General features: G+C 52.1%; 8 protein-coding genes. 5 read left to right on the forward strand and 3 right to left on the reverse strand.

What is annotated here, in order from left to right; genetic code table 11:
- Positions 1-41 precede the first annotated feature (41 nt).
- Positions 42-944 carry a LysR family transcriptional regulator gene (locus BBG20_RS00245; protein WP_065899486.1) on the forward strand — a complete coding sequence of 301 codons (903 nt, stop codon included), beginning with the start codon at positions 42-44 and terminating at the stop codon, positions 942-944.
- 253 nt (positions 945-1,197) lie between these two features.
- On the opposite strand, the gene BBG20_RS00250 is transcribed toward BBG20_RS00245, so the two are convergent.
- Positions 1,198-2,406 carry an MFS transporter gene (locus BBG20_RS00250; protein ID WP_027614485.1) on the reverse strand — a complete coding sequence of 403 codons (1,209 nt, stop codon included), beginning with the start codon at positions 2,404-2,406 and terminating at the stop codon, positions 1,198-1,200.
- 88 nt (positions 2,407-2,494) lie between these two features.
- Here BBG20_RS00250 and BBG20_RS00255 point away from each other — a divergent pair, with 88 nt between their 5' ends.
- From BBG20_RS00255 to BBG20_RS00265, 3 genes are all read left to right on the forward strand, one after another.
- Positions 2,495-3,289, forward strand: coding sequence for an AraC family transcriptional regulator (locus BBG20_RS00255; protein WP_049827964.1), 795 nt, complete (start codon positions 2,495-2,497; stop codon positions 3,287-3,289).
- Positions 3,290-4,076: 787 nt separating this feature from the next.
- The gene (locus BBG20_RS00260) at positions 4,077-4,346 is read left to right on the forward strand and encodes a hypothetical protein (RefSeq protein WP_219738114.1); all 270 of its coding nucleotides are present in this window, start codon (positions 4,077-4,079) and stop codon (positions 4,344-4,346) included.
- 638 nt (positions 4,347-4,984) lie between these two features.
- Positions 4,985-5,362: a hypothetical protein gene (locus BBG20_RS00265; protein ID WP_027614482.1), complete on the forward strand. Its 378-nt coding sequence runs from the start codon at positions 4,985-4,987 to the stop codon at positions 5,360-5,362.
- 273 nt (positions 5,363-5,635) lie between these two features.
- On the opposite strand, the gene BBG20_RS32235 is transcribed toward BBG20_RS00265, so the two are convergent.
- Entirely contained in the window at positions 5,636-6,727 is a 1,092-nt protein-coding gene (locus BBG20_RS32235; RefSeq protein ID WP_027614481.1) for a hypothetical protein, read from the reverse strand.
- 56 nt (positions 6,728-6,783) lie between these two features.
- Positions 6,784-9,732 (reverse strand): RICIN domain-containing protein, encoded by a 2,949-nt coding sequence (locus tag BBG20_RS00270; protein WP_158267390.1) that lies wholly within the window; start codon positions 9,730-9,732, stop codon positions 6,784-6,786.
- Positions 9,733-9,955: 223 nt separating this feature from the next.
- Between BBG20_RS00270 and BBG20_RS31475 the strand changes: the two genes are divergently transcribed.
- Positions 9,956-13,669, forward strand: a complete 3,714-nt coding sequence (locus BBG20_RS31475; protein WP_083221299.1) for an autotransporter domain-containing protein — start codon at positions 9,956-9,958, stop codon at positions 13,667-13,669.
- Positions 13,670-13,790 lie beyond the last annotated feature (121 nt).

Below are 13,790 nucleotides of genomic sequence, written 5' to 3' on the forward strand. Positions count from 1 at the left end.
TAATGCTTTCCCCGGTCACTGCTTTGAGGCTGCTAACAGTCATGGATCGTATTCAAGCGATGCAGGTATTCGTCCGTGTGGCTGAGGCAGGAAGCTTTATCCAGGCGGCGCAGACGCTCTCTTTGCCGGCCTCGACGGTTACCAGCACCGTCAAGAATCTTGAGAAGTACCTGCAGGTGCGCTTGCTCAACAGAACCACGCGGCGGGTTAGTCTGACGCCTGAGGGCGCACAGTATCTGGCGCAATGCCGGGAAATATTGGAGCTGATAGAACACACAGAGACTAGTCTGACGGATTCCGTAAAACGGCCACAGGGACGTTTGCGGGTTGATATGCCGGGCGGCATTGCACACTTCATCGTCATGCCACATCTGCAAGCTTTTTACATGCGCTACCCAGATATCTACCTAATGATCGGCGTCAGCGATCGGCAGGTTGACCTTGTTCAAGAGGGTGTAGATTGCGTCATTCGCACAGGCGAGCTCGACGATTCAACGCTTGTTGCGCGCCCCCTTGGCCGATTTCGCTGGGTGACCTGTGCATCTGTTGCCTATCTCGAAGAAAACGGTACTCCGCAAACACCACTGGATTTGTCACACCACCGGGCCATCCATTACTTTTCGGGCCACGCAAGGCACGCGGGCGAAATGCGCTTCGCCAGTGGCTCTGAAAAGCTCTCGGTTCAGGTGAACGGAACAACAGCCGTCAACGAGACTGGGCTCTACATAAAATTGTGCCTTGAAGGCTTTGGGCTGGCGCAACTCGCCGAGAACGTGGTTTCCGAGCACCTGCGAGAAGGGCGGTTGGTGGAAGTACTTGCTGACTGGCAACCGGCTTCGATTCCTGTGCACCTGTTATACCCGCATCAGCGCTTTCTTTCGCCAGCCGTGAGCGCATTCGCTGACTGGATCTCCGAGCTCGTTCGTGACGGGGATTCAGCCTGAGTTCAGTGGCTGCAGGGCTGAACAAACAGGCTCGAATATTCAGCTGGTGCGCCAATAGCGACGAGTAGCCAAGCGCAGCGAAGTGCTCGGCGGCCAGTGTGGCGAACGTATTGTTTAGTTCTCCCTTGGAGATGAGAAATGGCTTGGCACCGTTGATGATCAGTACGTTGCTCGCGAGGCTTAATCACCGACGATGAGGATCGTGATAGGGCCGCTCGGTGGCGATCGACACGTATTTGCCATGTTTGCTGGCCTAGCTGTGTTGCATGGGCGTGCTTCTGTAATGAGTGGGTTCGAGTTGAACATTGCGCCCGGCCAGCATGCCGGTGGATGCGCCGGCAACGGCGATTGCCGCTGTGATCAACAGCGGTGCTGTCCAGCCATCAGTCCAGTCGTGCAGTTGGCCCAGTAGCAATGGGCCTGTGGCCGCCATCAGATAACCCACACACTGCGCCATTCCTGATAGTGCCGCCGTGTCGCCGGCATTTTTTGTACGCAAGCCAATGAACGTCAGGCCAAGCATCATGCTAGCGCCAGAGCCGAAGCCCAGGAAAGCTGCCCACAACATGGCGTAGCTTGGTGCGTAAATGAGCCCGATCAAAGATGAGGCGGTTAACAGGCTAACGGTAGCGGCTGCCAGTTTCTGGTCTTTGAGACGGCGAAGCGTGGCCGCCAGAATCAAGCCGGGAATGGCGGTGGTCAATTGCAGCGTGCCGTGTACCATGCCAGCTTGCTCCGGGGATATACCATGATCCATCAGCATGGTCGGCAGCCAGCCTACGGCGACGTAAAAAGGCATCGCGTTCAGGCCCATAAACAGTGTGACCTGCCACGCCAGCGGTGAACTCCAGACGTTCACGGTTGCCGCTTGTTTGGGGCCGGACAGAACAATATGTTCGTGTTTTTTCAACTGGGGTAGCCACACAATCAGCGCCAACAGCGGGGCTGCTATCAACAAACTCAGGGCAATCGGCCATCCCCATGATTGGGTCAGCGGAATGATAACGGCGGAACCGGCAGCACCTGCTGCCCCCATCGTGATGGAGTAAGCGCCCGTCACAGACGCCATCTTCGTCGAGAAGTCGCGTTTGATCAGGCCAGGCAATAGCACGTTGCCCAGTGCGATCCCGGTGCCTATCAATACCGTACCGGCATACAACGCCCATGCGCTGCCTGCCGAGCGCAGCAGGATGCCTGCTGAAATGACCAACAGTGCACCGAAAAGCGTGCGTTCAATGCCGAACCTGCGGGCAACCGAAGCGCTAAGCGGGGAAAAGGCGGCAAAAGCCAGAAGTGGTAGTGAAGTAAGCAGGCCTAGAGCTGAGGCGCTTAAGCCAAAGTCATTCTGAATGAGCGGTAAAACAGGGGCGATGCCCGTAAAGGGAGCGCGTAGGTTTACGGCAATGAGCAGAATGCCCGCGACGAGCGCGATGGCATGCCACTTGTTTTTTGTATCTGACATATTCTGTAGCTGTCCTCTGAAAAGAAGACCACTGTAGAGAGCTTCAGAATTATCTAATATAGATATCAAGACACCTGATACCTAAATTATGCCAAGCTCAAAAAATGTCGTTACCTCGCCGGAAGATTTCGATTCAAATCTCTTCGCTCAGGCTGCGATTGCGCTCAAGGTTGCGCCTGCCCCCAATGATTCGGTTGCCCGCGCCCATGATCATCGGAAAGGCCAGCTAGTCCTGTCTTTGCACGGAGCGGTGAGCTGTGAGGTGCAGAACGCACTTTGGCTTGTGCCTCCCCAACATGCGGTATGGATTCCCGGCGGCACGCCGCACAGTTGCCGCATGACCGAAAACGCCCGCACTTGTTTTTTGTTTGTTGAACCCGATGCAGCAGAGATGCCTGACGCCTGCTGTACGGTTGCCATTACCCCCATTGTCCGCGAGATGATCCTTCACCTCGCAGAGCAGGAACCCTCCTGTCTTTGCGAGGGTAAAACTGCGCGGCTGGTTGCAGTACTGCTTGAGCAGCTTTCCGATGCTCCGCTGAAAGAGCTGCATTTGCCGATATCCGACCACCCCAAGATCAAACAAATCGCGGATACGCTCTTTGCAGACCCCGGTGACCGAACCACGTTGCGCGAGTGGGCCAATCGGCTTGCAACGAGTGAGCGAACGCTAGCCAGACTTGTGGAAAGTACGACTGGGCTGAGCTTCGGACGCTGGCGCCAGCAACTGCATCTGATGATCGCACTGAGTCATCTGGCAGAAGGCGTATCCGTGCAGCATGTGGCAGGCATCCTGGGCTATGACTCTGTTAACGCCTTTATCACGATGTTCAAGAAAGCTTTGGGAAAACCGCCCACTCTGTACTTTTCCTCTCTGCGATAGTGCTTTGCTTGTTAAATATCCGACCCATTGAGTCGTCGAGCCACCTGCACGATTCTGGGGATCACCCCCTGCTCAGCTTCTCCATCTGGAGTCCTCGTCGCAGACACCCACTGACCATCGGCATCACTAAATTCTGTAAAATGGGAAAGTGCGGTTCTGACACGGCCAGTCGTGAAGTGAGAATGGAGCCATCAAATAGTTAAGGATTGCTGACATGTCACGTTTCAAGGGCCGCCGCCTCAGGCAATACAGGTCGAGTTCGACCATCATAAAGATTTCAACATAGCTCACCCGACCATAGGCCTGTAATCCTAGGGATTGGTGAAGGCACCAGCCAGTTGCTACAACAGCCTGGCGGGAATATCCACCTCAGTGCGGGCACCTATGCCAAGAGCATGGGTACAAATGCTCTGAAGTGTGAACGGTGCGACGCAACAGTAATTCATGTCAATTCCTTCACTCGGGGCTGCTACTACAAAACCTCTAAGGTTCGGGCCTGCTTCCGCCCGCAAGCGAATGGAACGCATGGCCCCAACTGTCGTTTCGGTGTTGATAAGCAAATCGTTGAGCTCGCCAGCACCTCTAACTGCCTGGTCGAAAGCGTCCAGAAAAACCGCTTCCGCATGCGTCGGTCGCGGTGACAGAAGAGTTGAAAGCAAATGCTAGACGACTCAAGAAAGATGACGGTGGTGAGACATCCTCTACTGCCATCTGAACCTACACACCATCATCCAATCGGTTGTCCTCCTATATCAATACCGCACAAAGCGTCCTCAGACTGCGCGCAATGTGCGACGAAGACGCTGACATCGACGAGCACCTAGAACCAGTGTTTGCAGGCAATACCGTTGGCTGGAATCAGTTCTACTTCGACCATGCCCGGCAAATGGAGGCCCACTACGCCGTCTCAAAGAGTTCGACTCAATACCCGATCGCGATCCAAGGACGCGTGGGTAAGATCAAGCGGCGTGTCAACGGCGATACCACGCTCAATGTCATGAATCTCGAACGACTCAGGGTGACCCAGGATCCCAACGAACCCCACATATGGTATTAGCCTAGAAGTGGGTGTATGGGCGGCCTAGGCAAGCTGGTTTGATGGGCTAAGCGAAAACGACGAGTTCATAAAATCTGTCTGTGGAAAGCACCTCCCCCGGCCCGGAGCAAGGCCACCAAGGCGGGGTCTCTTGCATTACCGAATTGGCAAGTGCGTCAGTGTGCCGTGCCGGTTTCGCCAGGGTGGGCAGTCGCTTCTATTTTCTACCAATTGGTGGTCCCAAATGGGATGTCGGTGAGCTGCATGGGATTATCTCGGACGAGGGCGGGGTGGAATCGTACCAAGGTAACAAGGAAGCCAATAGATACAGATCCGGTTGATTTCATCAATGCTCGAGGGAAGTTGTTGCTCTCCCGTCGATTTACGTCCGTGTCCGCCCCCCCTTGACTGGCCGCTTCGGCCGATAGCTGCCGCTCACGAACGGCGGCTTTCGGCCAAAAGCGGACACTCAAAGATGCTAACGAAGCCAGGGAACGCAATCCTCCTGGACGCCAGTAGGATCCCTGGGCAGGAATGCGTTTTCTCCACTACCTACCTATCATCGCCTTCTCGGCTCTGATGGCCAGCTATGCCTAACTGTGGCTGATTATACCGACGTCTCTTTTAAATGATTTGGCTTAAACCAGTAATTACAGGTCATGGCAATCAACGCATCACTTAGAGCAAATGGCTTCTTCGCCGGCCTTTTGGAGTCAGAATTGTTGCTCGCTGCATCGCTCGAGTTACGGCTACTGGTACAAAAGGAAATAAATGAGAAAACAAAGAATGAACTGAGACAAAGATTTCTTTGGTTCGTGGTGGTGATTGCTGAACCCACTTTGGGATTTCGAATAGATAAGGCGTTCTCGATATTAATGGGACTGACTGAGATGAGCGCCTTAATGTCCGTAAAAGCAATTTTAAGAAAGGGCGAACTCTGTCCTATGGAAAACTTCCTCTTCTCCACATCTAAAGCAGGTTGCCTGTCGCCGCACTACAGTATTTCCATACTTAATGTGAGCGACATGACGGCTTGAGAGAGCACCGGTTCAGTTCAACGATGGGCTGCCCCACCTCAGGCCGATAAAAAATAACGTCATGCCCGGGATTACTTAAACGCTACAGACACCATTCCCCTTAATGCTGGAGTTGGAAGGCGAGTTCGCCGGACGCTTACACTAAAAATCTAAAAAAATAGCGAGGGGGGGGCTGCCAACCGGCTAGAAAATGCAAATTTATTTTTATCTCCCTATATAATCAACGTCTGATGTTCGTACAGTTGACTATTCAGAAATGCCATCTTGCGTATCCTAGCTTACTGGTTTTTCTCGGACGAACTGGACGGACAGCTCTCCACTGGTCCAGCGTACAGATAAAACTATTTTATTCACTATGGTGGGTTCTTGTTGATTTTCAAATAGTATTTTTCGACCGGTCGTGAAGTTTAATTTCAGTACCAATGTTGGGTAATCGGTAAGATCTTTTTGTCCGACAGATTTATTAGATTTATTAGATTTATTTTTCGTGGATACGGGGGATGGTTCTTTTATGAGGTTTTCCGCAGCGAGTACATCAGAACGGGCTTTTTGGGATGCCTTGTCGTTTTTTCGTAATAACTTATTAGGCATTGAACCGGAAAGCGCGGTGGGAGTACCGACATCCGAATCAAACAAACCAGCAGTATGAAAAGTTTCGCCAGGAATATAGAGCTCGCTAAATGCGCGCTTTGCTTTTTTGCATTGAAGCTCAATATCTCTTTTCTCTTTGGCTTCGGCGTAATTTTTTTTATAATCATCAAGAAGCAAGTGATTGGTAATTCTTATTTTAACTTTCTCTACGAACTGGGATATTAAAAACGGATAATTGTGGGCAATCCATGTTTCCCCATCAGTTGTCCCGCTCCTGTCAAGTGGCCATGCGTTGTTCGGACTTGCAATGAAAATATCCGCAATTAAAATGTCGTCTGCTAATGGCATTTCACCTTTTTGGCCGGATAATTGAGTGAACGCATCTCTGATGGCATTATTTACTGCTGATGGTGTATCGCAAATGGTATGTTTCAGCTGAATAACCTTTCCTTGGCTTTTTCCCTCCTCGTTGTATTTATTGGTTGTTGTTGTAATGTCACCGCGGTTTTTTTTGACGACCTTGTTATTAACTTTTTCAGAAAAGCCTCCTGCGAAATTTTTTTTCTTAAGATGTTTTAGGCCTTTTGCGGATTCTACGTAATACCCCATTGCTATGCCAGTTATCGAATTTTCCCAACCATTGTGTTTGTCCAACAGCCAGTCTCGTGACTTTTTGTTTGCCGGCGTTTCCGGGAGTTCCTGCGTAGAAATTAGCATTTTCTCCAGAAGGTTGAGAGCGTTTTTGGCTCCGGGGTAATAAACTGAATCTGGCATTTCACCGACTCCATTACAGAATGGCGTTCAATAAATAATGAACGCCATTCCAAATATTAGTTTCTATAGATTGCTTTGGGCGATAAGACACCGGATGCAGCATCGAAGTGAAGCCCGATGGCCAGAAGGCCCTGATTATCCGGTGACTCTATATTGGAAAGGAAGGTACTGGAAACACTCAGCTGTTGAGGCTCGTCCGATGCATCATCTGCCACAAAGGTCCAAGCACTATCCGGCTTCAATTTGTATTGAAAGCAAAGTCGCTTGCTTTTGGGCTTTACATCGAGCTTGATTGCGTGTATCGGCTCCTCGGGTAAGTATAGAAACTGAGTGTCGATACCCGTGACAGAATCGGAAGTGATTTCTAACACTTGATCATCATCCGGCTCATTATGGGTTTCATAGGCGGGCTTAGCATTTTCCCGCGAAACACCTATCGTCAGCTGAACGGCATAGCCTTCATTGATTGACCAAAAACCACCACGTTTGATGAGCTTAAGCGCAAGCGAAGTCAGATTTCCCGCGATAATTAACTCTCGCCGATCTATCATCTTCGCCCATTCATTACTTCGCTGCGAATTGGCTACTATTTGCTTGTAGCTGGTGTATCCCAGGCTCTTCCCAACTGTGACTTTCGTCCACTTCTGTTTAGAAGCTGTACCACTGACCCTCATGGCTAAAGGGTTACCAGTTTTCGCGTTGTTGGAGTCATTACCGGCCGCGATTACCAAATCCGCCAGCTCTGAATGACGTGACACGATTAGCTGGTCGTTTTGCAATGTCCATCGCTGGGCAAAATTGGGTGACTCTGGGCTCACAACCAGGGCTTTGGTTTTAAGGTCGGCTGACAATAGTAGATCCATGAAGCTCCCAGCATCCTGCGCTTTTACAGCTGAGATCAACCGTCCTTTCGCATCCAGTTGCCATATTTGATGTGCACCATTGATGTCAGGTTGTGTAACTACCGAACATTGTGAAGTCGAAAGCACAGACTCCAGGCCTTCGCCGCCATTGATCGAAAGAACCGGACCGCCGTCGGCTAGCCGAAGTTTGAACCAGAGTGGAGCAGTGTCTTCGTTAGCGGCTTTGATTAGGTTGTCGACAAAATAGAGGGGTATCTCGTCCAGTTGCCATAGTCGATCATTACGGGTGTTATCTGTTCGTGCTTTCAGTAGAATTTTATTTTCCGCTGCAGCAAGCAGTGCGTGGTTTTTCCCAATCCCGACATTGGTGATTTCACCGGAGCCTGCTGATTCCCAGATTTGGTTATCTGCTTTACCAAGCTGATGGGCGATTAGCGTATAAACGGCATCTTGGGTACCAGAGGCCTTTTCGGGAGTGATGGCGAAAGTGATATCCCCGCGGGCGCCCCACGCGCCAGCCTTACGTGTGACCAGGCTCACTATGTGGCCTTCGGCAGTCATACGCCACAGCTGTGATCGCTCTGGCGCATCTTCACTTTTTTTCCAGACGATGGCAGTTCCTTCAAGCTCGGTGTCGGATGCCAAGCTCAATAGTGCGTCGTTATTTTTGTTGCCAATCGTGAAGTAGATATCCTTGGCCAGGCAGCCTACGGAATCTCCATATTCGCCATAAAAAAGGAACCACGCGTTTTCCTCAAATAGCAGAGCGCGTTTCGTTTGAGTTTTTGCATAGCGCTTCAACATTGCCCAGCACTTGCTGGATAACTCATCCGGTAACACGTTGATGCTCGGAATCAGGTTCTCTCTTTGAACTGCTGCCCAGCGTTTGTAATCGTAAAGCGATTCGGCCCATCGAGCCGCATCTTGAACCACGATGCCTTCACCGCCGACGGCATGGAAGGTTGATGATTGCGATTCGTTGCTGGACTTGTTCTTTTCGTCCGCCTGAGTGCTTTTTTCCGCAGATGCGGACAACTGCACATCAACTGTCGGTGCGCTGAGGCTAGCTTGAACCTTCGCTGCGAAACGTTCAGTCAGGCTGGATTTATCTTCCTTTCCGTCAAATACCTTCGACTGCGTTGCGAAAAGGCGTCCTCCTACTAGGGTCCGCGTCGAGACGAAATGCCCGTAATACCCGAGCACCTTTTTCAGAGCTTTGAACTGTTCGGTGTCGTCTTCTTTGTCCATGGCAGCCTGGCATTTTTCGAAAAAGCTCTGACTGGCGCATGGTTTATGTTCGTCGAACGACAATTCGATGCGGGGTAGGAAGAAGTTGGCCGTGGTGTACGACCTCTTTCCAATCATTCCAGCACTCGATTGCTCTTGGCTGGCATAGCTGGCTGCCATCCCGACGCCGACGGTCGTCATAGCTCCGCCGGCGACTGCTAGCGAAAAGGAGAGGTTGGATATTCCGCTTTTTTGCGTTTGATGCACCGCTTCAGAAAAGGTGAATTGGTTCTCAAAATAACCGGAAAACAGCGGTTTCCTGTACAGCACTGTGGCTGGAGACAGTTCATTGTTATCGACCTGTGTCGCACTGAAGTCCGGGCGACGGAGCACTTCTCGAAAGCTGGCATCTATAGACGTCGACGGATCGAGGACGATACCGCGGTAAAAACCAACACGATCGAGTAAGTCATCACGTTGAGCCACTGTCAGGTCAAAAAAATCCTGCGCATCCTTTAGAGGAGCCAATTGCGCCTGAAGCAATGCGACCTTTTCTTGAGGAGAGAACTCGTGTCCTTCGTGCTCAAGGCTTTCCATCTTCTCGAACAGCTTCGCGCTCAAATCCGGCGTTGATGCCTCGACGGCCTTCAACAACTGCGCACGCCTGTCTTTCGCTTCTTTCCGGAACTTCTCCGCTTCGGCCTCGCTTTCTTTCTCCATCTTGCGCACATCCAAAGCATGCTTGCGCAGCAAGATACGGTCGAGTCGTTTATCGATGTCGTCAGCGGAGATAGCATCCAGATCATCCGGTTCTTTGAATCCGTTGCTCATCCGTTGCGGCGGTTCGTTGGAGAGGGGCCTTCCTCCCTCTGGGTTTTCCGAACCTTCGCCATCTTCAAGTACGTCGTCGACCATGAGCGCTTCTCTACGGATTGAGATTTGCGACTGACAGTGCCATATTGCCATTATCAGGTTCAAGACCCTTGGTGCAATGCCTCGACGTGAATGCGAAACCCGCTTTACTAAATTTCTGCAGATTCGAGCCACATTGCCGATACACGCTGATCCCAGAATAAATTGCAGTCTGAACAGCCCCCTTCACTTGGCTGGCAATTGCGCTTGAAACAGGTTTGTCGGAATGTCCCTGACACGGAAGCTAATTTTCACTGCGGTTGCCAGAAATCTTGCGCTAACTTTGCTAGCGACGGCGTCCCTTTTTGGTTTCTCTCCATCGGTATATGCCCTCTCCGCAGGGTGTACAACCTTGAACGCCCAAAGCGGTACGACGTCTTTCTCGCGATCATTTGCTGCAGGATCTTTCGATCCTGGTGATACCTTGACTGTCTCGTTTTCGGATAACGGTTCAAACGTCGGAAATTCCAATCCCAGTTCTGCAGATTCGGTCATTCTTCGTAATCCGACGACGTTTACCGCCTACTATGATTACCGAAGCAACACCGGTAGCGGAGGTAGTCACACTGGTGGTGCGACATCCTCACAGTTGACCGGTGGCGCGTTCGTCAGCATCAAAGCTGGGACATACTTGAGTGCAGTGTCGATTTCCTGTGGGTCGGCAGTATCCAGTGACGCCACGCTTTCCAATCTCATTCCGTCGACTGGCACGTTGTCTCCATCATTTTCTCCAGGTACCACCAGTTACAGTATTTCTGTTGCTAACAGCGTTTCTTCGATTGGCTTCACGCCGATTGCCAGCAGTGGCAATGCTACGATTAATGTAGGCAGCAATACGGTTGTATCTGGTGCGGCATCTCCCACGATCGGTCTAAGTGAAGGCACAAATCCGATCAGCATTTCCGTCACAGCCCAAGACGGCACCACCACGAATCTCTATTCAGTAAGCGTCTTGCGAGCAGTCGCAGTCCCAATTTCGAATGCAGTGACGGCGACTGTCTCGGCCAACAGTTCGAATAACATTGTCACGCTGTCCAACTCAGGAGGCGCTTATACGTCGGCTGCGGTGTCCGTAAATGCGTCTCATGGCAACGCAGTAGCGACAGGTACATCGATTTATTACACACCTACAGCCGGCTATTCAGGGGTAGATAGCTTCCAGTACACCCTTAGCAATGGAGCTGGTAACTCACAGTCTGCCACGGTGACAGTTACAGTGACGGCGCCACTGTTAGCGCTGTCGCCGGCGGCCGGAACACTAAACTCTGGTCAGATGGGTGTTGCGTACAATCAGTTCTTCAGTGCTTCGAGCGGTACAGCACCCTACAGTTATGTGGCTACGGGAGTTCCGCCAGGTCTTATTTTTGATCCCTCCAATGGGCACCTCAGCGGCATCCCGAGCAGCAGCGGTACCTATAATTTGTCTGTTACCGCTACCGATCATTTCGGTGCCACCGGTAGTGCCAACTACACGTTGAATGTTGCTGCTGCTGCGTTACCTGTCGCCAATCCAGTCTCCGCCACCGTTTCGGCCAATACCAGTAATGCTGTTTCCGTCGCGTTGTCGGGAGGCACAGCGACATTTGTAACGGTAGCGTCTGCACCGATGCATGGCATTGCCGTGGCTAGCGGTACTTCAATCACCTATACGCCGAATGCAGGTTATTCAGGCGTCGACAGTTTTACCTATACAGCAAGCAATGGTTCTGGCACATCTGCGCCGGCAGTGGTCACTTTGACCGTCACATCGCCGACACTTGTTCTGACACCGACTTCAGGCACGTTGACGTCGGCGCAGGTCGGCGGCACTTACAGCCAATCTTTCAGCGCATCCGGCGGTTCGGCTCCCTACAGTTACGTCGGTTCGGGCCTTCCCGTAGGTATGAACCTGGACTCAATCAGTGGACTGCTCAGTGGCTCGCCTACTGGTACAGGCACTTTCAATTTGTCTGTTACGGTGACAGATAGCCATGGCGCAACCGGAAGTGCGAACTACACGTTGAATGTTGCGGCTGGAGCACTACCCGTTGCGAATCCAGTCTCAACCACCGTTGTTGCCAACAGCAGCGGCGCGGTCGCATTGTCGATCAGTGGTGGGACGGCAACTGCTGTGGCGGTAGTAACACCGCCATCACACGGTTCGACGGCAGTCAGTGGAACTTCGATTTTCTACACACCGGTAGTAGGTTTCGCCGGCACAGATAGCTTCCGATACACAGCCAGTAATGCCTCGGGGACATCACCAGCAGCGACGGTCAGCATTACTGTCGCTCCGTCAGTGCTTACAGTTTCGCCGGCGGGGTCGGAGTTACCCAGTGCAACAGTTGGTGTCGCTTATTCGCAGCTCATTAGTGTTTCAGGCGGAGCCACCCCCTATCATTTTGTAGCGGCAGGCCTGCCAGCAGGGCTTATTATCGATGCATCCTCAGGCGTCATCAGTGGCATGCCGACCACCTCTGGTACGGCCAATGTTTTGGTAACAGTGAGCGATAATACGGGCACATCTGCGAAGGTTCCCTATAGCCTGACGGTGAATGGCTCGGTGCCAAGTGGCGCGGATCGTAGTACGTCTTTGTTGGCAGGTCAGTCACTAACGGTTGATCTCACCGATAACATCAGCGGCGGTCCATTTACTCAAGCCTCATTGCTTGATATCCCACCCAGAGCAATGGGACAGGTCAGTCTGAACGGTATGAACCTCACTTTTCTTGCGGCCGCTCAGGCCTCGGGAGCGACAGTGATCCATTACACGTTGAGCAACCGTTGGGGGACTTCTCAACCTATTGCGCTGAGCGTGCAGATTACCGGGCGATCCGATCCAAGCAAGGATCCAGAGGTTATCGGTATGGTCGGCGCTCAAGCACAGAGCTCCACGCGCTTTGCTCGCGCGCAGATCGACAACTTCAATGATCGGCTTGAACAGTTGCACGACGACGAAAGCCGGCGGAATAGAGGCTTCAATTTACAGTTGGGTCTACCGCAGTCCCGCCCATCTCGCACCGGAAATACCAGTGCTGCCGAGATGTATCAGGCACTGTCGTCGCTGAGCGGTAACGATGCTCCGGCAATTGAGCGGCACGCTGCAGCAGGTGAGCAGGATGGTTGGTTGGGAGACGATAACCTCGCGTTGTGGAGCGGCGGTTACGTGAATGTTAGTGATACTCATCGAGATGACGTCAAGTTCGACAGCACGATGGTGGGGGTTAGTGCGGGTGCTGACTATCGTTTCTTCGATACCTTCACCGCCGGCATCGGCTTCGGTTATGGAAGTGATTCGAGCGATATTGGTTCCCGGGATAGTCGCAGTAAGGGGCGCTCATTCAGCACCGCGTTGTATGGCAGCTTGCATCCTGGACGGATATTCGTCGACGGCTTACTCGGCTACAGCAGCTTGTCATTCGATAGTCGGCGCTACGTTACCGATAACGGAGGCCGCGCCAAGGGCAGCCGCGATGGAGATCAAATATTCGGCTCCCTGAGTTCTGGCTATGAGTTCCGGGACGAGAATTGGAAGGTCGCGCCTTATGGCCGCATGGATATTTCTTCGACCAAGCTGGACGGATTTCGCGAGAGCGGTAGCGGCATCTATGACCTGGCTTACGCGGAGCAGCGTATGACAGTGTTTTCTGGCGTTGGTGGGGTGCGCGGGCAATATGGCATACCGTTGACGCAGTCAGCCGTTACTCTGAGAGGTCGAGTCGAATACAGCCATACGTTTAGCGGCGATAGTACTGCACGTGTTGGCTATGCCGATGTCAGCGATTCTACCTATGCCATCTCAACGGTAGGGCAGAGCGAGAACATCATGACGGTGGCGCTGGGATTAGACTTCCTTCTGTCATCGGGCGTGAGTACTGGACTGACGTACCAGGGCTCATATGGACTCGGCGATGACTCAAGATCGAATGCGTTGATGTTTCGGGTCGGCAGCCGTTTCTAACCGCCGACCCAAGCGTCCTGCACACCCCATTACTCGCAGCCCGGCCATCTCTCCAGACAAATTATGTTTTTTTGCATAATTGCGCATAAAGCTAGTCTTTTAGATTTTGCCCGCCCGTTCA

The organism is Pseudomonas aylmerensis (assembly GCF_001702265.1).
Lineage (GTDB): Bacteria > Pseudomonadota > Gammaproteobacteria > Pseudomonadales > Pseudomonadaceae > Aquipseudomonas > Aquipseudomonas aylmerensis.

Coding starts and splice junctions, on each gene's coding strand:
- BBG20_RS31475 (WP_083221299.1), top strand. CDS start 9,956: ATGTCCCTGACACGGAAGCTAATTTTCACTGCGGTTGCCAGAAATCTT.
- BBG20_RS00250 (WP_027614485.1), bottom strand. CDS start 2,406: ATGTCAGATACAAAAAACAAGTGGCATGCCATCGCGCTCGTCGCGGGC.
- BBG20_RS00255 (WP_049827964.1), top strand. CDS start 2,495: ATGCCAAGCTCAAAAAATGTCGTTACCTCGCCGGAAGATTTCGATTCA.
- BBG20_RS32235 (WP_027614481.1), bottom strand. CDS start 6,727: ATGCCAGATTCAGTTTATTACCCCGGAGCCAAAAACGCTCTCAACCTT.
- BBG20_RS00245 (WP_065899486.1), top strand. CDS start 42: ATGGATCGTATTCAAGCGATGCAGGTATTCGTCCGTGTGGCTGAGGCA.
- BBG20_RS00270 (WP_158267390.1), bottom strand. CDS start 9,732: ATGGTCGACGACGTACTTGAAGATGGCGAAGGTTCGGAAAACCCAGAG.
- BBG20_RS00265 (WP_027614482.1), top strand. CDS start 4,985: ATGGCAATCAACGCATCACTTAGAGCAAATGGCTTCTTCGCCGGCCTT.
- BBG20_RS00260 (WP_219738114.1), top strand. CDS start 4,077: ATGTGCGACGAAGACGCTGACATCGACGAGCACCTAGAACCAGTGTTT.